Origin of the sequence: Streptomyces sp. 5K101, from assembly GCF_046506645.1 — a bacterium.
In the GTDB taxonomy this organism is placed as follows: Bacteria; Actinomycetota; Actinomycetes; order Streptomycetales; family Streptomycetaceae; genus Streptomyces.
On record NZ_JBKFFO010000002.1, the window covers coordinates 189,830 to 209,439 of the forward strand.

The following is a 19,610-nucleotide window of genomic DNA, read 5'->3' on the forward strand; positions in this document are numbered from 1 at the left end:
TCCTTCTCATGCCGCGGACGCGTCCGGTCCGCCTCCGCATGGCCGCACGCCGAGCGAGTCGTCGACGGCGTTCAGGGGCGCCGCCAGTCGTCCTCGCGCAGGTGGGAGCCGGCCATCGGGCCCATGCGCAGCATCCCGCCGTCGACCGACCACGACGCTCCGGTGACGTAGGAGGCGTCCGGGCCCGCGAGGAACGCGATGACCGCCGCCACCTCGCGGGCGTCGCCCGGGCGTCGCAGGGGGATGCCGGGGCGCTCCTCGCGCCGGACGTCCGCGTCCTCCTGGCCGGTCATGGGGGTCGCGATCTCGCCGGGGGCCACGGCGTTCACCGTGATGCCGTGCTCGGCGAGTTCGAGTGCCATGACCTGTGTCAGCAGGCCGAGGCCGCCCTTGGCCGCGCAGTAGGGGGCCGCTCCGACGCGGGGCTGGTGCTCGTGGACGGAGGTGACGTTCACGATCCGGCCGCCGTCGCCCTGCGCGATCATCCGGCGTGCGGCCCGTTGCCCGCACAGGAACGGTCCGACGAGGTCGACGTCGACGACCCGGCGCACGGTTTCCAGGTCGAGTTCCAGGAAGGGGGTGGCGGTTCCCGTTCCGGCGTTGTTGACGAGGACGTCCACCCGGCCGAGTTCGTCGGCCAGCCGGTCCACCACCCCGGCGGCGGCCGGCAGTCGGGTCAGGTCCATGGGGGCCACGACCGCCTTGCGGCCGTGTGCGCGCACCTCTTCCGCGGTCGACTCGCCGCCTTCGCGGTCGGTGTGGAAGGTGATGCCGATGTCCATGCCCGCCGTGGCGAGACGGACGGCGGTGGCACGGCCGATGCCGGAGTCGGCGCCCGTCACGATGGCGACGGGGGCGGGCCGGTGTTCCTGCTGGGTGGTCATGACACTCTCCGTCGCTGGTCGCAGTACCGTCCCGCCCTCGGCCCACGTGTGCGGCCCGTGCCCGGGCGTCACACGGCCGAGGGCGGTCAGTTCACACGTGGGTCCAGGCGGTCAGGTCGCGCGCCGTCGGTCCTCGTCGCTCCACTTGCGTGTGTCGCGCGGCTCGACGTAGGGCTCGTCGGCGGGCGGATGCCCGCTCACGATGGCCCGTTGCCTGCTCATCTCCGCGTCGAACTCCAGGCCGAGGAGAATCGCGAGGTTGGTGATCCACAGCCACACCAGGAAGACGATCACTCCGGCGAGGCTGCCGTACGTCTTGTTGACGAGCCGAAGTTGGCGACGTAGACGGCGAAGCCCGCGGAGGCGAGCATCCAGATCACCACGGCGAGGAAGCTTCCCGGCGTGACCCAGGAGAAGCCCCGGCCCCTCGCGTTCGGCGCGGCCCAGTACAGCAGGGCGATCATCAGGCTGACCAGCACGACCAGGACCGGCCACTTCGCGATCGACCACACCGTCATGGCGGTGCCGCCGATCCCGAACGCCGTCCCCACCTGGCGGGCGATGCCTCCGCTGAGGACCACGATCAGCGCGCTCGCGCAGGCGAGCAGCATCAGCGCGACGGTCGCCCCCAGCCGCACGGGAAAGATCTTCCAGGCCGGACGGCCTTCGGGCATGTCGTAGACCGCGTTGGAGGAACGGATGAAGGCGGCGACGTAACCGGAGGCCGACCAGAGGGCTCCCAGCAGGCCGACGACGGCCAGGACCGACCCGGTGCCTGCGCTGCCCTGCAGCTGCGTGACCGCGTCGGTGATCACGTCGCGGGCCGCACCGGGAGCGAGCTGCTGCAGGTTGCCCACGACCTTCTGCGTCATGTCCGCTCCGGCGATCCCGAGCAGGGAGACGAGGACGAGCAGGGCCGGGAAGAGGGCGAGTACACCGTAATAGGTCAGCGCCGCCGCGCGGTCGGCGAGTTCGTCGTCCTTGAACTCCTTCAGCGTCCGGCGCAGCAGCTGCCCCCAGGAGCCCTCGGGCAGCTGTGTGGGCTTGTCAGGAGCGACCGCTCCCCTCTCCTGCGGTTCGTTCTCCCGCGGGCCCGCGGGGCGGGTGTCGTCCTCGCCGGTCCGGCCGGGCGGGGCGACGGGGGCGGCCGGCTCCGCGCCGCGGCGCGGTGCGGCCGCGGGAGGCGGGTGCGTCGGGTCGGCCCGACGGCGGCGGTGGATCAGACGGGACATCACCGGTGCCACCTGCGCCGTGCCAGCATCACCAGCACCAGGACCGCGGTCGCGCCGGCCACGAACGACACCGCCTTGCCACGGGGACTTGCGACGGTGGCGGCGACCTGCTCCTTGGCGTGCCCGGTCCTCGCGGCCATGTGGTGCTTCGCCTCGGTCGCGGACCTGCGGGCCCGCGCCTTCACGTCCGTCCTGGCGGCCAGTTCCGCCACGGTCCGGCCGAGCTCCTCACGGGAGTGTTCCACCTGGGCCCGCAACTCCTGCAGCCCTGGCCTGCCCCCGTCGTGGGAGGCGGGTGTGCCGCTCATCGGTGTGCCCTTCCCTTGATCGTCTCCATGTCGGCCCGGACACTGTCGATCGTCTGGCGCGGTGCCGCAGGAGTCGCCTGCTTGATGTTCTTCCTGCCCGCGGCCGCGAGGACCGCCGCGACGAGGAAGAGGACAGCGGCCACGACGAGCGCGGACGCCCACCAGGGCAGCACGAGAGCGAGCGCGATGATCGCCGCCGCGACCAGGGCCTGCAGGCCGAGCACGGCGACGAGTCCGGCACCGCCGAACAGGCCGCCGCCCTTCCCGAGGCGCTTGCCCTTCTGTGTCATCTCCGCCTGTGCGAGACGCATCTCCGCGCGCACCAGCCGGGAGATCTGCTGGGACGCGTCGGAGACCAGTGCGCCGATCGGCTCGTCGGCCCTGGTCCGATAGGTCTGGCTCACGGATCCTCACCGCCTTCCGGTCGTGGCCCGTCCACTACGTGGGCACCACCCCGGGTACCCAGGTCGGATGCCGCCACGCACGCGGGCCGGGGCGGACCGGCACCCCGGCGCAGTCAGTCGGGCAGCGCGGTGTGGTCGGGGTGGCCGGGGGTCCTGCGGCGTTCCTTCATCTCCGCCTCGTACAGATGGTCGCGGCCCTGGGCGAGCCGGTCGCGCACCTGGAGTTCGACCTCGGCGAAGGGGCGGTAGTACGTGGCGTTGTACGCCTCGACGATCTGGTACGTCCAGTGGCCGGGGATCACGTTGCGGCCCAGGATCTCCCGCTCGACCAGGTCGGCCTCACGGTCGTGCCCGGCCTCGCGGAGCAGCCGTACGGCGTCGTCGAGGCCGAGGTCCGCCCGGCCGGTCAGCTGGTGGAACGCGTACAGGTGGCCCCGCGCCCGCTCCGTGGTCTCCAGCGACTTCGACAGGGCGCCGAGTGCCTCCACCGTCGTGTCGTCGACGCCCGGCGGGCGCAGGTGCTGCGGATCCGGCCCGTCGTGGCCCGCACTGCCTCGGCCTGTGCTCATGGTCGCCGCTCCCCACGCTCGCTGCTGTTGTCCGGGGTGTGCTCCGCCTCCTGACCCGAAAGGCATTTCTTACGTTATGCGACGAAAAGCAACCGTGAGTGCCCCGTCGACCTCCGCGTCGCACACGCCCTCGGCCGTCACGGCCGGCGCTGCGGGGAGCGGTTGCCGCGCAGCGCGGAAGGGCTGGTGCCGAACCAGCGGGCCACCGCGCGGCGCAGCGTCCGGGCGTCGCTGAAGCCGAGCAGGCCCGCGACGTTCTGCAGCGGGAGGTCGCTCCCCGTGATCAACTCCTCGGCGCGGACGAGGCGTACGGAGTCGACCAGCGCCTCGTACGACGTGCCGTGCTCGGCGAGGCGGCGGCGCAGGGTGCGCTCGCTCATACCCCGGGCGAGCGCCTGCTGCGCGAGCGGCGGCACATGGGGCAGGCCGCGGGCCACCGAGACCTCGAGGCCCTGCACCAGGTCCTGGCGGTCGCGGCTGCGCGCACGGGCCGCGTCGAGGAGCGCGCGGACCTGGGCCAGGGTGTAGGCGTCGGCGCCGGGCAGCGGCGTGCGCAGCCAGTCGTCACCGAAGACGATCCGGTCGTCGGTGGCGTCGAAGACGACAGGGCAGCGGAAGTAGTCCTCGTACGCGCCGCCGTACGGCGGGCGGGGGTGGCGTACGGCGACGGTGTGCGGTGCGAACGTTTCGTCCAGGGAGTCCCGGACGAGGGCGACGATGCTGGCGAACGCCTCCTCCAGCAGGAACGCTCGCAGTTCGGAGTCCGCGTAGCGGGCCGTGGCCAGGATCGCGGCGCCGCCGGGCACGGTCTGCGTGCGGTGGTCGAGCATGGAGCCGGTGACGCCGTGGTGACGTACGCCGAGTTCGAGGGCGTCGTGGAGAGTGGGGCTGGCCTGCAGCCCGAAGCCGACGAGACCCCACGCGGTGGCGCGCTGGCGGCGGCCGACGGCGAGGCCGAGAGCGGGGTCGTCGAGATCGCGGATGGCCTCGCGTATGACCGAGCTGCCCTGCCGGTAGGAAATGCGCTGGCCCACGGCGCTCAGGGCGGCCTCGGTGAGGCCGGCGCGGCGCAGGGCCGGGCCGAGGTCGTGGCCGCGTTCGGCGGCGACGAGGGTGAGGTAGCGCAGCAGGTGCGGCGTGATCGTCGCCGATCCGTAGCGGGGGTCGGTCGTGGCACGGGCCTGCGGTGCCTGGCACTTCATGCGTCCACCTCCGGGCGTCACTGTAGGGACCCCGGCGGCCCGGGGACAGGCCGGATGGCCGCCGAAGTCCCGTTACTGGCCGGTCAGGTCCTGTCCCCCGGGCCGCCGCGCCCCTTACCGTCGGTCACACCCGTGACCCGCGGCACAGTTGCCCATCTGTGAGGGAGAAGGCATGCGGTTCCCCACGACGCGCTCCAGGGCGGTCTCCCTGCTGCTCGCCGGATCGCTCGGAGCGCTGGCCCTGGCGGCGGTGCCGGGTGCCGTGCCCGCCGGTGCGGCCCCAGGACAGGACGAGGCGGCCCAGGGCGGCGGCGACTACCTCGTCGGCCGCGGTATGGCCGATGTGACGGGCGAGGCCGCCGAGGTGGGCATGATGGGCTACTCCAGCTTCGAGCAGAAGGCGACCGGGATCCATCAGCGCCAGCGCTCACGGGCGTTCGTCGTCGCCGACCCGGCGAGCGGCGGCCGGATCGTCTACGTCAACGCGGATCTGGGCATGGTCTTCCAGTCGGTGCATCAGGGGGTGCTCGCGCGCCTGAAGCAGCGGTACGGCTCGCTGTACACCGAGCGCAACGTGCTGCTGTCGGCCACGCACACCCACGCCGGTTCCGGCGGGCACTCCCACCACGTCGCGTACAACCTGGCGTCGCTCGGTTTCCAGAAGGACACGTACCGGGCGATCGTGGACGGCATCGTCGAGTCGGTGACCGAGGCCCACGAGGACCTGAAGCCGGGCACGATCTCGCTCGGCCGGGGCGAGCTGACGAACGCGAGCGTCAACCGCTCCAAGGTGGCGTTCGACGAGAACCCCGCGGCCGACAAGGCGGCGTTCCCGGGCGCGATCGACCCGGCGATGACGGTGCTGCGGTTCCGGCAGGGCGGCAGGGACGTCGGCGCGATCAGCTGGTTCGCCACCCACAACACCTCGCTGACGAACAAGAACACACTGCTCAGCCCGGACAACAAGGGCTACGCCTCCTACGCGTGGGAGCACGACGCGAAGGGCGTGCGCTATCTGGAGGACGTGAAGGGGTTCGTCGCCGCGTTCCCCAACACCAATGCCGGTGACATGTCGCCGAATCTGAACCTGAAGCCCGGCTCGGGCCCGACGGAGGACGAGTTCGAGAACACCCGGATCATCGGCGACCGCCAGTTCACCCGGGCGCGGCAGATCCACGACGCCGCCCGCACCCTGCTGACCGGCAGCGTGGACGCGCGGATGCGGTACGTGAACATGGAGGAGGTGACCGTCTCCGGCAGGTACACCCCGGACGGCAAGGAGCACCGCACCTGCCCGGCGATGGTCGGCGCCTCGACCCTCGCGGGGAGTGTGGAGGACGGCCCCGCGATCCCCGGGTTCACCGAGGGCATGAACAGTCCCGTCGCCAAGCTGCTGGAGCCGCTGCGCATCGACCCGCCCGAGTGGCTGGTGGGCTGCCAGTACCCGAAGGCCAACCTGGTGCCCACGGGGCTGATCTCCGAGGCGGTACCGGCGACTCCGAAGGTCCTGCCCGTGCAGATCGTCAAGATCGGCCAGCTCTACCTGGTGGCCGGCCCCGCGGAGTACACGATCGTGTCCGGGCTGCGCATCCGCCGGTCGGTCGCCGAGAAGCTCGGCGTCCCGGTGGAGAACGTCCTGATGCAGGGCTACGCCAACGCCTACAGCCAGTACGTGACGACGCCGGAGGAGTACGACCTCCAGCACTACGAGGGCGGTTCGACGCTCTACGGGCGCTACACGCTCCCCGCGCACCAGCAGGAGTTCAGCCGGCTCGCCGCGTCCCTGAAGGACGGCACGGACATCGGACTCGGACCGACGCCGCCGGACTTGTCGGGCCGTCAGATCACGTTGCAGACCGGGGTGGTGATGGACAACCCGCCGTCGGGCACGGCGTTCGGTGACGTCCTGAGCGAACCCGCGGCGTCGTACGCGCCGGGGGCGACGGTGACGGCCGAGTTCGCGACCGGGCACCCCAAGAACAACCTGCGCCGGGGCGGGACGTTCCTCGAGGTGCAGCGGCGGGTGGACGGGCGGTGGGACCGCGTGCGGGACGACGGCGACTGGGACACCACGTACCGGTGGGTGCGGATCAACGGGGTGACCGGGACCTCGAAAGCGGTGATCACCTGGAAGCCGCCGGCCGGAACCCCTGCGGGCACCTACCGGATCGTGCACCACGGCGACTGGAAGAGCCTGTTCGGCACGATCACGGCGTTCACCGGGGCGACGAGGCCGTTCACGGTCGGCTGACGCGCAAGGGGTTCCCCCCGGGGCGCACCGGACGACCTGCCATGGGGTCGGGCGATGCTGTTGCGTCCGCCGCCGGGACCGCCGCTCGGCCTGAAGCCGTACGACGCGGACGCGGTCGTGGCGGAGTGGCGGCGCGGCCGCTCCTGAGGGCGCGGCCGGTCCCGAGAGGCTCCGAGGCATGCCCTGTCCCTGGGCGCGGCGGACGGTGCGCCGGCGCCCACGGGCCCGTCCTCAGACCGGCTCGGCGCCCAGCCAGGAGGCGACGGCACGGGCTATCGGCTGACCGGTCTCCAGCTCGACGAAGCCGAACTGACCGCCCTGGTTGCACTCCAGGAACCACCAGGTGCCGTCCGCGTCCTCCGCGAAGTCGAAGGCCCCGTAGGCGAGTTCCGTGTGCTTCTTGTACGTCTCGACGGCCCGTGCGATCTGTACGGGCACCTCCACGGGCTCCCAGGTGTGGCCGGTGTCGCCGAACCGGCCGTCGACCTGGTCGGCTTCGGCGACCTTGCGCGCGGCGAAGTGTGTCTCGCCCACGCTGGTCAGTCTGATGTCGGCACGTTTGGGGATGTAGCGCTGCAGGAGGGTGGGGGCCGCGGCGACGCCGGAGAAGTCGGCGTCGGGCGGCACCAGCGTCGTGGGCAGCGCCATGGGCGGATCGCCCGGTGACTTGCCGGAGACGGACTTCACCACCACCTGCCGGTACTGCTCGGTGAACCGCCGGGCCATCGAGGGGTAGGTGGTCACCAGGGTCGCGGGCACCGGGAAGCCGCACCGGTGGGCGACGCGCATCTGCCACGGCTTGCGCCGGGCCTTGGCGGCCGCGCTCGGATGGTTCATCCAGCGCGCGGCCGTGGAGTCGAGCATGCCGTACAGCGCATGGCCGCTCTCGTCGGAGAGCCAGGCGGAGGGCTCACCGGCGTGCGCGGCCGGTTCGCTCGGTCTGCGGACCCATACCGAGCGCAGCCCGTCCACGCTCGCCACGCGTCCGCCGGTGGACAGGTAGCCGCGGAACTCCCCCCGTACGTACTCCGCGGACAGGGCGACGTCACCGGGCAGGTCGCCCGGGTCGAACCGCACGAGCGGCACGCCCTGTTCGTGGAGTTCGGCCACCACCAGGTCCGCAGTGACGTCCTGCTCGCACGTCAGCACCAACACCGTCACGGCGCGGTCCGGCTCAGTCGTCGAAGTGGGTCGCGGAGCCGGCCTTGGACGTCGTCGTCCCGGCGGCGGCGAGCAGGGCCCGGTCCGAGATGGCCGGACGCCCGTCGGGCAGGACGTTCAGCTGCAGCGCGGAGTCGTACGAGTAGGCGGCCAGGGCCGGGGCCGGCTCCGCGGGGCGTGCGTAGTTCCACGCGAACGGTTTCATGTGCTGCTTCCTCCCCTGCCCGCGCGGTCCCGCCGGGCTGCTCATGTGACAGTACGTGGCGAAGCCATGACGGTCTCAACACATAGAGTGACATTTGTGAACGCCGTTCACCGAAAAGCCTTCGGATCCGAACGTGACCCGACGGCGACACGCGCCACCGGAGCCATTCACACAGACGCGACAGGCGTCTCAGGGGTTTCAAGTTTTGGCCATGACGTGACGCAGATGACACGGCAATAGGCCCAAAATAGCGTAAGGGCCCCGCTGTTGAGAGAGGCGCGACGCAGCCTTCCTTCAACAGCGGGGCTTCTGGCCGATTGTCAACCCACCTGTGGCGAACCGTCGTTCTGCGTGCCGTACATCGCGCGCTCCACGGACGCGTACGTCGCCCCGTGATCCGCCAGCACCTCCGCGACCGCGCCGGGGCGGGCGGTGAGGGCGAGCAGGATGTGCTCCGCGCCGATCGTGCGGTCGCGCCGGCCGAGCGCGATCCGCAGCGACCCCTCCAGCACGCCCTTCGCACCGGCCGTGAACGGCCGGTGACCGTCTCGCCTGCGCCGGTCCGGCCGGTCCTGTGCGAGCGCACCCTCCCCGTGCACCGCCTCCACACTCGCGACGATCCGGCCGACATCGATGCCGATGCCCGCGAGCGCCTCCTCGTCGGCCTTCGTCATGCCCCCGCGGCGGCGGGCGTCCACGAGCGCGGACTCCAGGGCCTCGCGCCGGCCGAGGACCCCGAGGGAACGGAGCGCGAGCCACGTGCGGCCGCCCGGCAGGTCGAGCAAGGAGAGCAGCAGGTGCTCGTCGGTGACGGCGGGCGCGTCACCCCGCTCGGCCCGGGCGACGGCACCGGTCACCACCGCTCGGGCATCACCGGTGAAACGCTCGAACATCACTGCCTCCCGTGTTTCTTGTGGACGGCCTGGCGACTGACGCCCAGCTCCGCCGCGATGTCCTGCCAGGACCAGCCCTGATTGCGGGCGCTGCGGACCTGCACGGCCTCGAGTTGCTCCAGCAGCCGGCGCAGCGCGGCGACGGCTCGCAGCCCGACCCGGGGGTCCCGGTCACCCGCCCGTTCGGCGAGATCGGTTGCTTCGGTCATGACTGTCAACCTACGTTGACAGTCGAGCAGGTGTCAACCTTCATTGACACCGGTGCGGGAACGCGTCGGAGACGCGGGCGGGCCCCACGATGGGCTGAGGGGCAGACGACCGGAGGAGGCAGACGATGAGAAGCGCCGACCTGCTGGCAGACGCGTTCGGGCGGGTGCGCGAGGTGGTCCACGACGCCGTGGCGGGACTCGCGGCCGAGGACCTCGCGGCCCGCCTGGACGAGCGGGGCAACTCCGTCGGCTGGCTCGTATGGCATCTGACGCGCATCCAGGACGACCACGTGGCCGACGTCGCGGACCGGGAGCAGGTGTGGACGTCGCAGGACTGGGCGGGCAGATTCGCCCTGCCGTTCCCCGATGCCGCCACGGGCTTCGGGCACACCGCCAAGGACGTCGCCGCCGTACGCCCCGAGTCCGCCGGCCTGCTGCTGGGCTACTACGACGCGGTCCACGACGAGACGCTGCGTTTCGTGCGCACACTCGACGACGCGGCGCTCGACCGGGTCGTCGACACGTCCTGGGATCCGCCCGTCACGCTGGGCGTACGCCTCGTGAGCGTGATCTCCGACGACCTCCAGCACGCCGGGCAGGCGGCATTCGTCCGCGGCAGCCTCGCCCGGCTCCGCGCCTGACGGGCACGGTGCGAGCGGCTGCCGCCCGCGCCGCACCGGCCCTGGTCCCCGTCGGCGGCCGCCTCACTGGTCGCCGCCGCCCTCAGGTGTCACGCTGGGACGGGGGTCTGTGCCCGACGATCTCGGGAGGGCCGATGGGGCGTGACGTCCCGGCGCTGGTCTTCACCCGTGAGGACCGCCGCCGCTACCGGAACAAGATGCAGGCGTGCCTGGACACCTTCGCGCAGATGCTGCGCGCGGCGAAGTTCGAGTTCGAGCGGCCGCAGGTGGGTCTGGAGATCGAGCTGAACCTGGTCGACGAGACCGGTGAACCCGCGATGCGCAGCACCGACGTCCTGGAGGCCATCGCGGATCCGGCGTGGTCGAGCGAGCTGGGCCGGTTCAATCTCGAGATCAACATCTCGCCCCGCGCGCTGACGGCCGGCGGACCGGACTCCTGGGAGCAGGAGATCCGCGACGCCCTGAACCACGCCGAGCAGCGCGCCTCGGAGGTCGGGGCGCACCTGGCCATGATCGGCATCCTGCCGACGCTGCGCCGCAAGGACGTCACCGGGGCGGCCCTGTCGGAGAACCCCCGCTACCGGCTGCTCAACGAGCAGGTCTTCGCCGCACGCGGCGAGGACCTGCTCATCGAGGTGGACGGCATCGACCGGCTGCGTACGTACGCGGACACGATCACTCCCGAGTCGGCGTGCACGAGCACCCAGTTCCACCTGCAGGTCGCCCCGGAGCAGTTCCCGGCCTACTGGAACGCGGCGCAGGCCATCGCCGGTGTGCAGGTGGGGCTGGCCGCGAACTCTCCGTTCCTGTTCGGCAAGGAGCTCTGGCGCGAGACCCGCATCCCGCTGTTCGAGCAGGCGACGGACACCCGCCCGGAGGAGATCAAGGTGCAGGGCGTACGGCCCCGGGTGTGGTTCGGCGAGCGCTGGATCACCAGCGTCTTCGACCTCTTCGAGGAGAACGTGCGCTACTTCCCCGCCCTGCTGCCGGTGTGCGACGAGGAGGACCCCAAGGAGACGCTCGAAGGCGGCGACATCCCGGAGCTGTCCGAGCTGACCCTGCACAACGGCACGATCTACCGGTGGAACCGCCCCATCTACGCCGTCGACCACGGCAAGCCGCACCTGCGGGTCGAGAACCGGGTGCTGCCCGCCGGGCCGACGGTGGCCGACATCCTCGCCAACGGCGCCTTCTACTACGGGCTGACGCGCGCCCTCGTGGACGAGGAGCGGCCGGTGTGGTCGCGGATGTCGTTCCAGGCCGCGGAGGACAATCTGCACACGGCGGCGCGACACGGGATCGACGCCCGGCTCTACTGGCCGGGCATGGGTGAAGTGCCGGTCTCCGAACTGGTGTTGCGCAGGCTGCTGCCGCTCGCGCACCGCGGCCTGGAGGCCTCGGGGATGGACGCGCCGTGGCGGGAGCCACTGCTGGGCATCATCGAGCAGCGCTGCGTGGCCGGCCGCAACGGCGCCGTGTGGCAGGCGGAGACGTTCCACCACATCGACCGGACCAGCAGGGTCGACCACCATGAGGCGCTGCGGCTGATGACGCGGCAGTACATCGACTACATGCATCTCAACGCCCCCGTCCACACCTGGCCGGTCGACTGACCTGAGGTGCCGGGGCGCTCCCGGCGCCCCGGCTCCGCGCCGCGGTGGTGTGCGGCGCCGTCCGTCACACGTCGGGGTAGATGTCCCCGGTGCTCATGCCGGACTCCTGTTCCGACTGGGCCTGCAGCCGCTGGGCCTTCTCCTTCAGCCGCTGACGCTCCTTGGGATCGGTGCTGCGCTCCGCGGCCGCGTTCAGTTCCTTCGCCTTCTCCCTCATCTGCCGGACCCGGCCGCGGGACTCGTCCGAAACGCTCATGATCACTCCTTGTGTTCCGTCTGAGCGGGTGCCCCCAGCGAATCAGCGCTCGTGGCCGAGCGCATCTCGGGGCCGGTGGGACGACCGTTTTCCCCTGGTGACGGCCTCTTGCCGGGGCGCCCGAGGGCACGCTTCACTGTCGGTCACCCCACAGGAGAATCTCCGTTCGCCCACACCGAAGGGTCCGACTTGACTGCCCTGCCCCTACGTCCGTTGGCCGTCACCGCTGCGGCCTGCGCCGTCGTGCTCGCCGCGGCTCTGCCGTCATCGGCGATCAACTCCTACAACGCGACGCCCGCGCCCGAGCGCACCGAGGTCGGTGCGCTGGTCGCCACCTGGGACGCCGACGACGATCCGGCGACCCCGGACCGCGTCGACTGGGTCTGCTCCGGCACCATGATCGACGAGGACACGTTCCTGACCGCCGCCCACTGCACCACCGACTGGCCCGAGAACGTGAGGTTCTACGTCTCCCTCGACCAGGACGTGCAGGCCGGTCTCGACAAGGCCGCCGCCGCGCACCCGGGCGACCCGGCCGCCGTGGCGCGTGCCGTCGGCGTCCCCGGCACCGAACACAACCACCCGGGGTATCCCGGGCCGGCCTCCGACACGCGCGACATATCCGTCATCCAGCTGTCCGCCGCACAGGTCAAGGCGCGCTGGTCGTTCACGCCGGCCACGCTGCCCAAGGCCGGCGCCCTCGACGCGGCCGGGCCGCAGGCGCTGAACGACACCTCGTTCATGGTCGCCGGTTACGGCACCGAGGAGTCCCGTCGCGGTCCCGGCGGCCACACCCACCCGGGCGGCGGCGTCCGGATGAAGGCCCCGGTCACCTTCGACGCGCTGAATAATGCCTGGATACGCCTCGCCATGACCGCGCCGCAGGGCAACGGCGGCGCGTGCTACGGCGATTCGGGCGGACCGAACTTCGCCACGCTGGGCGGGAAGCTGACTCTCGTCTCCACGACGATCACGGGCGACTCGCCGTGCTACGCGACGAACGTGACGTACCGTCTGGACACTCCCGGCGCCCGGGACTTCCTTGCCCCGTTCACCCGACTCCCGTAGCCGTACCGCGTCCCGGGCACGGGGCGTGACCGTGGTGGGGCGCCCCTGTGGCGCCCCACCACGCGTGCTCCGGGGACAGGTCGGTCAGGAGTTGCGGGCCAGCGCGTCGCGGGCGGCGTCGTGAGCGGCGTGCCGGTCGCCGGTCACCAGGCCGATGCGGGTCCGGCGGTCGAGGAGATCGGATTCGTCGAGGGCCCCCTCGTGGCGGACCGCCCAGACGAGTTCGGCGCCGGTGACGGGGTGGCCGGGGACCACGGGGCGCGCCAGGGACGGGTCCGCCAGGCCGAGGGCGTGGACGGCCGGCGCCTCCGAGCCGTACCGGCGGACGAGGCGACGGGGCACGTCCAGCCGGGCGAGGGCGCCGGGGTGGTCGGCGCCGACGAGCGGGACGGCGATGGTGCGGCACGGGCCGCAGCGCAGGCCACGGGCGAGGACGGCCGCGTCGACGGCGTCCTGCGCCATGCGCCGGTACGTGGTGAGCTTGCCGCCGACGACGGTGACGACGCCGTCGGGCGACGTGAGAACCGCGTGCTTGCGCGAGATGTCGGCGGTCCGGCCGGGGCCGTCGCCCGTGTCGAGCAGGGGGCGGAGTCCGGCGAACGCGCCGACGACGTCGTCGCGGCCGACGGGCACGTCGAGGGCGGAGCCGAGGACGTCGAGGAGGAAGCCGATGTCCGTCTCGGGCACCTCGGGCACGTCGGGGACGCTGCCGTCGACCGGTTCGTCGGTCAGGCCGACGTACACCCGGCCGTCGCCCTGCGGCAGGACGAGCACGAAGCGGTTGGTCTCGCCGGGGATCGGGATGTGCATGCCGGCGGCGAGGCCGCCCAGGTCGTCCGAGCGCAGCACGAGATGGGTGCCGCGGGAGGGGCGCAGCCGGATGTCGCCGACGAGTCCGCCGGCCCAGACCCCGGCCGCGTTGATCACGGTGCGCGCGCGGATGCGCAGCTCCTCGCCGGTGGTCTCGTCACGTACGAGCGCGCCGCCGCCGGTGAGCTCGACGGCGCGGACGCGGGTGAGAATGCGGGCGCCGTGGGCGGCGGCGGTGCGGGCGATCGCGGTCACCAGGCGGGCGTCGTCGGTAAGTTGACCGTCCCAGGACAGCAGTCCGCCGCGCAGGCCGGTGGCGCGCAGGGCGGGCGCCATGTGCCGGGTCTCCACCGCCGACAGGACGCGCGGTGCGGGCAGGGTGGCGCGTGGGGTGCGGGCGGAGGCGCGCAGCAGGTCGCCGGCCCGGAAGCCGGCCCAGGCGAGGGCGGCCTGGCCGCGGCTGACCAGGGGGGTGAGCGGCAGGACGAAGGGCTGGGCACGGACCAGGTGGGGGGCGGTGCGCGCCATGAGGACGCCGCGTTCCACGGCGCTCTCGTGGGCCACGTCGAGCTGGCCGTAGGCCAGGTAGCGCAGCCCTCCGTGGATGAGCTTGGAACTCCAGCGCGAGGTGCCGAAGGCGAGGTCGTGCGCGTCGACGGCGGCCACGGTGAGGCCGCGCGAGGCGGCGTCGAGGGCGGCTCCGGCTCCGGTGGCGCCGAGACCGACGACGAGTACGTCGACGACGCTGCCCTCCGCGAGATCCGCGAGTTCGTTGCGGCGCCGTGCGGCGTTGAGGGAGGAGGCGGGCAGGGCGGGGCCGCTGGGGCGGGTCATGGCGTGAGGGTCCTCTCCAGTACGGTCCGCAGCTCGCCGAGGAAGGCGGAGTCGCTCAGATGGGGGTCGTCCTCTTCGGTCATCGTGCGCAGCGAGAGAGCGAAGGACTGGACGACGAGCAGCAGTGAGCGGGCCTGCAGGTCGGTGTGCACGCGGCGGACGGAACCGTCCTCGTGGCCCTCGGCGAGCGCCGGAGCGATGAGGCCGAGCAGGGCGTCCTGGCTGGCTCCGCGGCGGTCGATGACGTAGGGCAGCAGCAGTTCCGGGTCCACGTCGAGGATCTTGTGGAACAGCGGGTGGGCGCGGAACGCGGCGACCCCCGCCACGAGCCCGTCGACGATGCGCGCCCGCACGGGCGCGCCCGGCACGGGGTCGGGCATGGCGCCGACGGCGAGGGCGATCCACTCACGGGTCATCAGGTCGCCGACGAGCGTGCGCACGTCCGGCCAGCGGCGGTACAGCGTCATCCGGGACACCCCGGCGCGCCGGGCCACGTCGGTCAGGGTCGTGCGGCGTACGCCGACGGCGAGGACACAGTCGCGTGCGGCGTCCAGCACGGCGTCCGCGTCCGCATGGTTGTGACGAATGGGCGTCATCTGTCACAGTGTAATGCAGTGCGGCCGCGCGGCAGTGCACCCCAGCGAAACCGACGGTGAGGAAGACCGAAGTGGACATGTTGTGGAGCGGCTGGGGCGACCCGGCCAAGGCGGCCCCGCTGCCCGGCACGGTGACCGGACTGCTGCGCGATCTGCTCGGCGTCACGCCCCGCGAGACCGGCCCCGCGTCGCTCGACGCCATCGAGGTCCCGGCCTCCCCGCTCCCGGACGGCGTGCGCGAGGCGCTGGCCGCCTGCGTCGGCGGCGACGCGTACATGCGTCTCGACGCCGAGAGCCGCATCCGGCACACCCGCGGCAAGTCCACCCCCGACCTGCTGCGCATCCGCGCCGGGGAGGTCGACGACACACCGGCCGCGGTCCTGCTGCCGGGCAGCCACGACGAGGTGCTCGCCGTGCTGCGCGCCTGCGCCGAACACGGCCTCGCCGCCGTGCCGTTCGGCGGCGGCACGTCCGTCGTCGGCGGACTCGCGCCCGAGGCGCAGCGGCCGTTCGTCGCGCTCGACCTGCGCCGGCTCGACGGCCTGCTCGCCCTCGACGAGGTCTCCCGCACCGCCACCCTCCAGCCGGGCCTGCGCGGCCCGCAGTGCGAGGCGCTGCTGCGCGAGCGGGGCTGGACCCTCGGCCACTTCCCGCAGTCGTTCGAGTGGGCCACCGTCGGCGGCTTCGCTGCGGCGCGCTCCAGCGGTCAGGCGTCGGCCGGCTACGGCCGCTTCGACGAGATGGTCCTCGGCCTCACGCTCGCCACCCCCGAGGGCACGCTGGAGACCGGCCGTGCGCCCCGCTCGGCGGCGGGCCCGGACCTGCGGCAGCTGGTCCTCGGCTCCGAGGGCGCGTTCGGCGTGATCACCGCGGTGACGGTGCGCATCCGGCCGCTGCCGCACAAGCGCGTCTACGAGGGCTGGCGCTTCGCCACGTTCGAGGCGGGAGCGGCCGCCCTGCGCCGGCTCGCGCAGGACGGGCCGCGCCCCACGGTGCTGCGCCTGTCGGACGAGACCGAGACGTTCATCGGCCTGGCCCAACCGGACGCCATCGGCACCACCGAGGCCCTGCAGGGGGCGGGCTGCATGGCGATCGCCGGCTACGAGGGCACCGAGGAGGACACCGCGGCGCGGCGCGCTGCGGCCCGGGAGGTCCTGCTCGCCTGCGGCGGCGAGTTCGTCGGCGAGGAGCCGGGCGAACGCTGGGAGCACGGCCGGTACAACGCCCCGTACCTGCGCGACGCGCTGCTGGACGCGGGGGCGTTCGCCGAGACCCTGGAGACGGCCGCGTTCTGGTCCGCCGTGCCCGGGCTGTACGCGGCGGTGCGCCAGGCACTCACCGCCACGCTGACCGAGGCGGGCACCCCGCCGCTGGTCATGTGCCACATCTCGCACGTCTACGAGAACGGCGCCTCGCTCTACTTCACCGTCGTCTGCGCACAGGGGGACGAGCCGGTCGCCCACTGGGACCGGGCGAAGCGCGCGGCCAACGACGCGATCCTGGCGGCAGGCGGCACCATCAGCCACCACCACGGGGTGGGCACCGACCACCGCGACTGGTACACCTCGGAGATCGGGCCGGTGGGGGTGCGCATGCTGCAGGCCGTCAAGGCCGAGATCGACCCGGCCGGGGTCCTCAGCCCCGGCGTCCTCATCCCCGTCCGCTGACCCGTTCCCGCCGTCCGGAGGCGCCATCCATGCGACAGTTCACCGCCGTCGTCAACCCGACCGCAGGCGGTTCCAGCGGTACGGCCGCACTGCTCCCCGTGGCCCGGCTCCTGCGGGAGGCGGGGGCGCGGCTCGACACCGTGTACAGCCGCAGCCTGGACCACGCCCGGGAACTGGCCCGGCAGGCCGGTGCGCGGGGCCACGTGGTCCTCGCCGTCGGCGGCGACGGGATGGCGGGCTGCGTCGGCGGGGCGCTCAGCCGAACGGACACCGTGTTCGGCCTGGTACCGGCCGGCCGCGGCAACGACTTCGCCCGCGCCCTGGGCCTGCCCACCGACGCCCCGCGGCTCGCGGAGGTGCTGCTGCGCGGCGAGGTCCGGGCCGTGGACACCATCGAGGTCGCATCGGCGGCGCACGCGGGCGTCTCCGTCCTGGGCAGTGTGTACGCCGGGGTCGACGCCGTCGCCAACCGGTATGCCAACACCTCCCGGCTGCTGCGCGGAGCCGCGTCCTACTACGCGGGCGGGCTCCGGGCGGTCGTGGCCTGGCGGCCCGCCGCGTACCGGATCACGATCGACGGAACCGTGCACGAGCGCCGCGGCTACACGGTGGTGGCGGCCAACTCCGGCTTCTACGGCTTCGGCAGACAGATCGCGCCGGGGGCACGGCTCGACGACGGCGTGCTCGACGTGGTGGTGGTCCAGGAAGCTCCGAAGCGGCTGTTCTTCACGATGATGAACGAGCTGAAGACCGGCGCGCACGTGGCGCGGCCCCAGGTCGAGATCCTGCGGGGCAAGGAGGTCCGCATCGAGGCGGACCGCCCCGTCCCGTACGGCGCGGACGGTGAGGTGGACGCGGTGCTGCCGGTGACGGCGCGGGTGCAGCCGGGGGCGCTCGGCATTCTGTGCTGAAAAGTCCTGTCGCGCCAGTAGCGATCAAGCGGGAACAGTGTGACGTTGGAGGCATGAGCTGGGCATCCTGGACTACTCCTGGCGTGTATTCGGGCCGTGGCGGCGTGCTCACCGACGAGGTCGGTGTCGTCACGGGCGACCTCACCGTGCACACCACCTGGGTCGACGGCGAGGCGTCCGTGACGGTGCAGTTCACCGGCGCGGCCGACTGGTTCACGGTGTCGGGGAGTCCGGCGCCGTGCCCGTCGGAGGCCGCGAGCCGTGACCTGCACGACGCGGTGATCGCGGCGGTGCGCGGTCCCACGACCGCGACGGTGCCCGCCCTGCCGCAGGCATCGCCCGGGGTCGGCGGCTGACGCTGCCGCTGACGCGGTGTCCGGTCGGGCACGGCGGGCAGCGGCGAGGAGGCGGCAGGGCGGCGCGGGCGGTCACCGGTGGTCGTCACGGGCGCCGGTCCGGCGACTCCACGCCCGAGCCCGCGGACGCGGGTTCGGCCCGCAGCCCGACCGTGGCGAGGAAGGGATTCGGGTCGACGTGCCGGAACTCCGCGGCGGCCCCCGTGCCCACGAGGCGTTCCACGTGGATCGTCGTCGTCTCGCGGAAGTCGACGTCGATGCCGAAGTCATCGGCCAGGGTGGCCTGGACGACTTCCTTCTGCACCTCGCCGTAGAGCGACACCGAGATCTCCTGGCCCAGTTCGTCCCGGCGCAGGCCGATCAGCGGATCCTGCTCGGCGAGCTGGGTGAGGGCGGCGTGCAGGGCGCCCCGCTCGCCGGGCCGGCGGGCGACGACGATCGTCTCCAGCGTGGGCGGGGCGAATTGACGGCCGGCGGTCCGCGCCGGTCCCCGCACGCCGACGGTGTCCCCGACGCGGATCGCCCCGAGTCCCCGGAGCCCGGCGATCTGTCCGGCCGAGACGGCTTCGCGGCTGACGGCCGCGCCGTGTGCGAACACGCTGATGCCGGTCACCTTTCCCGCTGTCGCGCCGCTGCCGAAGGGCAGTGTGTCCCGGACCCGTACCGTGCCGGAGAACATGCGGACGTACGCCGGTCTTCTCCCCGGCGGGGCCGCGCTCGACCTTGAACACGGTGCCCGAGACGGGGCCTGCGGCGTCCGCGGGGGCGGTCGGCAGCAGTTCGGTGATGGCGCCGATCAGGGCATCGGTCCCGGCCCCGGTGATCGCCGAGCCGAAGAGGACCGGGTGCACGGGCCCGCGACGGGTCTGCGCGGCGAGTTCGCCGCGGAGCCGGGCATCCGGCAACTCCTGCACGGCGTCGTCCACATAGGCGGCCAGGAGGGCGTCGTCGTGCTCGGCGAGCAGGGCGGTCAGCTCGGAGCGGAAGGCGGGGCCGGTACGCGGCCCGCTGACCGCGCCGGGGGTGCCGAGCCCCTCGGTGGCGCTGATCGCGATGTGGGCCGGCGTCAGCTTCTCGCCGATCGCGCGCAGCAGGCTCCCGTACCGGGCGCCGCGGCGGTCGATCTTGTTGACGAAGACGAGCGTCGGGACGCGCAGCCGCCGCAGGGTGCGCATCAGGACGCGGGTCTGCGCCTGGACGCCTTCGACGGCGGAGACCACGAGCACGGCGCCGTCGAGAACGCCGAGGGCGCGCTCGACCTCGGCGATGAAGTCGGGGTGGCCGGGGTGTCGATCAAGTTGACCGTGACGTCGTCGACGTCGAAGGACGCGACGGCGGCCTTGATGGTGATGCCGCGCAGCCGCTCCAGATCGAGCGAGTCGGTGCGCGTGCTTCCGTCGTCGACGCTGCCGAGCTCGTCGATGACATGGGTGGCGTTGAGCAGCCGCTCGGTCAGGCTCGTCTTGCCGGCGTCTATCCCCTCGTCACCCGCCGCACGCGCACGGGGAACCGTTCCACCCCGGCTGACGTGGGATTTCCG

At 72.7% G+C, this 19,610-nt stretch carries 19 protein-coding genes and 2 pseudogenes; 7 read left to right on the top strand and 14 right to left on the bottom strand.

The features are described 5' to 3' along the window. Positions 1 to 71 precede the first annotated feature (71 nt). From ACLB9X_RS03845 to ACLB9X_RS03870, 6 genes and pseudogenes are all read right to left on the bottom strand, one after another. The gene (locus tag ACLB9X_RS03845) at positions 72 to 884 is read right to left on the bottom strand and encodes an SDR family oxidoreductase (RefSeq protein ID WP_410358782.1); all 813 of its coding nucleotides are present in this window, start codon (positions 882 to 884) and stop codon (positions 72 to 74) included. 111 nt (positions 885 to 995) lie between these two features. Continuing rightward, positions 996 to 2,116: pseudogene (locus tag ACLB9X_RS03850) on the bottom strand (YihY/virulence factor BrkB family protein). Then, positions 2,116 to 2,424, bottom strand: a complete 309-nt coding sequence (locus ACLB9X_RS03855) for a DUF3618 domain-containing protein (RefSeq protein ID WP_410358783.1) — start codon at positions 2,422 to 2,424, stop codon at positions 2,116 to 2,118. Before ACLB9X_RS03855 ends, ACLB9X_RS03850 begins: the two are co-directional and overlap by 1 nt. Then, positions 2,421 to 2,828 (bottom strand): phage holin family protein, encoded by a 408-nt coding sequence (locus ACLB9X_RS03860; protein ID WP_410358784.1) that lies wholly within the window; start codon positions 2,826 to 2,828, stop codon positions 2,421 to 2,423. The genes ACLB9X_RS03855 and ACLB9X_RS03860 overlap by 4 nt, the downstream gene beginning before the upstream one ends. Before the next feature lie 113 nt (positions 2,829 to 2,941). After that, positions 2,942 to 3,397 (bottom strand): hypothetical protein, encoded by a 456-nt coding sequence (locus tag ACLB9X_RS03865; protein ID WP_410358785.1) that lies wholly within the window; start codon positions 3,395 to 3,397, stop codon positions 2,942 to 2,944. A 137-nt stretch (positions 3,398 to 3,534) separates the two neighbouring features. Further along, a complete protein-coding gene (locus ACLB9X_RS03870; RefSeq protein WP_410358786.1) occupies positions 3,535 to 4,599 on the bottom strand; it encodes an AraC family transcriptional regulator in 1,065 nt (354 codons plus the stop codon). Between the two features lie 172 nt (positions 4,600 to 4,771). Here ACLB9X_RS03870 and ACLB9X_RS03875 point away from each other — a divergent pair, with 172 nt between their 5' ends. Beyond that, complete coding sequence (locus ACLB9X_RS03875; protein WP_410358787.1) at positions 4,772 to 6,850, top strand: neutral/alkaline ceramidase; 2,079 nt, start codon at positions 4,772 to 4,774, stop codon at positions 6,848 to 6,850. Positions 6,851 to 7,081: 231 nt separating this feature from the next. Here the strand turns inward: ACLB9X_RS03875 and tgmB are convergent, their stop codons facing one another. The 4 genes from tgmB to ACLB9X_RS03895 all read right to left on the bottom strand — a co-directional run bounded on the left by tgmB (position 7,082) and on the right by ACLB9X_RS03895 (position 9,318). After that, positions 7,082 to 8,011, bottom strand: coding sequence for an ATP-grasp ribosomal peptide maturase (gene tgmB, locus ACLB9X_RS03880; RefSeq protein ID WP_410358788.1), 930 nt, complete (start codon positions 8,009 to 8,011; stop codon positions 7,082 to 7,084). A gap of 13 nt (positions 8,012 to 8,024) precedes the next feature. Beyond that, entirely contained in the window at positions 8,025 to 8,216 is a 192-nt protein-coding gene (tgmA, locus tag ACLB9X_RS03885) for a putative ATP-grasp-modified RiPP (RefSeq protein WP_177148025.1), read from the bottom strand. A 320-nt stretch (positions 8,217 to 8,536) separates the two neighbouring features. Beyond that, positions 8,537 to 9,109, bottom strand: a complete 573-nt coding sequence (locus ACLB9X_RS03890; RefSeq protein ID WP_410358789.1) for a Clp protease N-terminal domain-containing protein — start codon at positions 9,107 to 9,109, stop codon at positions 8,537 to 8,539. Further along, complete coding sequence (locus ACLB9X_RS03895; RefSeq protein WP_410358790.1) at positions 9,109 to 9,318, bottom strand: helix-turn-helix domain-containing protein; 210 nt, start codon at positions 9,316 to 9,318, stop codon at positions 9,109 to 9,111. Before ACLB9X_RS03895 ends, ACLB9X_RS03890 begins: the two co-directional genes overlap by 1 nt. 125 nt (positions 9,319 to 9,443) lie before the next feature. On the opposite strand from ACLB9X_RS03895, the gene ACLB9X_RS03900 reads away from it, so the two are divergent. Together ACLB9X_RS03900 and ACLB9X_RS03905 are read left to right on the top strand one after the other, a co-directional pair. Then, positions 9,444 to 9,959 (top strand): mycothiol transferase, encoded by a 516-nt coding sequence (locus ACLB9X_RS03900; protein WP_410358791.1) that lies wholly within the window; start codon positions 9,444 to 9,446, stop codon positions 9,957 to 9,959. A gap of 134 nt (positions 9,960 to 10,093) precedes the next feature. After that, positions 10,094 to 11,572, top strand: coding sequence for a glutamate--cysteine ligase (locus tag ACLB9X_RS03905; RefSeq protein WP_410358792.1), 1,479 nt, complete (start codon positions 10,094 to 10,096; stop codon positions 11,570 to 11,572). Positions 11,573 to 11,636: 64 nt separating this feature from the next. On the opposite strand, the gene ACLB9X_RS03910 is transcribed toward ACLB9X_RS03905, so the two are convergent. Further along, a complete protein-coding gene (locus ACLB9X_RS03910; RefSeq protein WP_410358793.1) occupies positions 11,637 to 11,828 on the bottom strand; it encodes a DUF6381 family protein in 192 nt (63 codons plus the stop codon). Between the two features lie 189 nt (positions 11,829 to 12,017). Here ACLB9X_RS03910 and ACLB9X_RS03915 point away from each other — a divergent pair, with 189 nt between their 5' ends. Then, complete coding sequence (locus tag ACLB9X_RS03915) at positions 12,018 to 12,896, top strand: trypsin-like serine protease (protein WP_410358794.1); 879 nt, start codon at positions 12,018 to 12,020, stop codon at positions 12,894 to 12,896. Positions 12,897 to 12,980: 84 nt separating this feature from the next. Here ACLB9X_RS03915 and ACLB9X_RS03920 read toward each other — a convergent pair whose 3' ends face one another. Both ACLB9X_RS03920 and ACLB9X_RS03925 read right to left on the bottom strand, forming a co-directional pair. Then, the gene (locus ACLB9X_RS03920; protein WP_410358795.1) at positions 12,981 to 14,540 is read right to left on the bottom strand and encodes a glycerol-3-phosphate dehydrogenase/oxidase; all 1,560 of its coding nucleotides are present in this window, start codon (positions 14,538 to 14,540) and stop codon (positions 12,981 to 12,983) included. Then, positions 14,537 to 15,136, bottom strand: coding sequence for a TetR/AcrR family transcriptional regulator (locus tag ACLB9X_RS03925; protein ID WP_410358796.1), 600 nt, complete (start codon positions 15,134 to 15,136; stop codon positions 14,537 to 14,539). Before ACLB9X_RS03925 ends, ACLB9X_RS03920 begins: the two co-directional genes overlap by 4 nt. Positions 15,137 to 15,207: 71 nt before the next feature. Between ACLB9X_RS03925 and ACLB9X_RS03930 the strand changes: the two genes are divergently transcribed. Genes ACLB9X_RS03930 through ACLB9X_RS03940 form a run of 3 tightly spaced genes read left to right on the top strand, consistent with a single transcriptional unit; the run spans position 15,208 to position 18,070 of the window. After that, positions 15,208 to 16,803: an FAD-binding oxidoreductase gene (locus ACLB9X_RS03930; RefSeq protein WP_410358797.1), complete on the top strand. Its 1,596-nt coding sequence runs from the start codon at positions 15,208 to 15,210 to the stop codon at positions 16,801 to 16,803. A gap of 29 nt (positions 16,804 to 16,832) precedes the next feature. Further along, positions 16,833 to 17,714, top strand: a complete 882-nt coding sequence (locus tag ACLB9X_RS03935; protein ID WP_410358798.1) for a diacylglycerol/lipid kinase family protein — start codon at positions 16,833 to 16,835, stop codon at positions 17,712 to 17,714. Positions 17,715 to 17,767: 53 nt separating this feature from the next. Next, on the top strand, positions 17,768 to 18,070 hold the full coding sequence (locus ACLB9X_RS03940) for a hypothetical protein (RefSeq protein WP_410358799.1): 303 nt from the start codon (positions 17,768 to 17,770) through the stop codon (positions 18,068 to 18,070). Positions 18,071 to 18,179: 109 nt separating this feature from the next. On the opposite strand, the pseudogene ACLB9X_RS03945 reads toward ACLB9X_RS03940, so the two are convergent. Further along, positions 18,180 to 19,547 (bottom strand): annotated as a pseudogene (locus ACLB9X_RS03945) (GTP-binding protein); the annotation flags it as partial. Between the last annotated feature and the right edge of the window lie 63 nt (positions 19,548 to 19,610).

Coding starts and splice junctions, on each gene's coding strand:
- ACLB9X_RS03845 (WP_410358782.1), bottom strand. CDS start 884: ATGACCACCCAGCAGGAACACCGGCCCGCCCCCGTCGCCATCGTGACG.
- ACLB9X_RS03855 (WP_410358783.1), bottom strand. CDS start 2,424: ATGAGCGGCACACCCGCCTCCCACGACGGGGGCAGGCCAGGGCTGCAG.
- ACLB9X_RS03865 (WP_410358785.1), bottom strand. CDS start 3,397: ATGAGCACAGGCCGAGGCAGTGCGGGCCACGACGGGCCGGATCCGCAG.
- ACLB9X_RS03870 (WP_410358786.1), bottom strand. CDS start 4,599: ATGAAGTGCCAGGCACCGCAGGCCCGTGCCACGACCGACCCCCGCTAC.
- ACLB9X_RS03875 (WP_410358787.1), top strand. CDS start 4,772: ATGCGGTTCCCCACGACGCGCTCCAGGGCGGTCTCCCTGCTGCTCGCC.
- tgmA (WP_177148025.1), bottom strand. CDS start 8,216: ATGAAACCGTTCGCGTGGAACTACGCACGCCCCGCGGAGCCGGCCCCG.
- ACLB9X_RS03890 (WP_410358789.1), bottom strand. CDS start 9,109: ATGTTCGAGCGTTTCACCGGTGATGCCCGAGCGGTGGTGACCGGTGCC.
- ACLB9X_RS03895 (WP_410358790.1), bottom strand. CDS start 9,318: ATGACCGAAGCAACCGATCTCGCCGAACGGGCGGGTGACCGGGACCCC.
- ACLB9X_RS03900 (WP_410358791.1), top strand. CDS start 9,444: ATGAGAAGCGCCGACCTGCTGGCAGACGCGTTCGGGCGGGTGCGCGAG.
- ACLB9X_RS03905 (WP_410358792.1), top strand. CDS start 10,094: ATGGGGCGTGACGTCCCGGCGCTGGTCTTCACCCGTGAGGACCGCCGC.
- ACLB9X_RS03910 (WP_410358793.1), bottom strand. CDS start 11,828: ATGAGCGTTTCGGACGAGTCCCGCGGCCGGGTCCGGCAGATGAGGGAG.
- ACLB9X_RS03920 (WP_410358795.1), bottom strand. CDS start 14,540: ATGACCCGCCCCAGCGGCCCCGCCCTGCCCGCCTCCTCCCTCAACGCC.
- ACLB9X_RS03925 (WP_410358796.1), bottom strand. CDS start 15,136: ATGACGCCCATTCGTCACAACCATGCGGACGCGGACGCCGTGCTGGAC.
- ACLB9X_RS03935 (WP_410358798.1), top strand. CDS start 16,833: ATGCGACAGTTCACCGCCGTCGTCAACCCGACCGCAGGCGGTTCCAGC.
- ACLB9X_RS03940 (WP_410358799.1), top strand. CDS start 17,768: ATGAGCTGGGCATCCTGGACTACTCCTGGCGTGTATTCGGGCCGTGGC.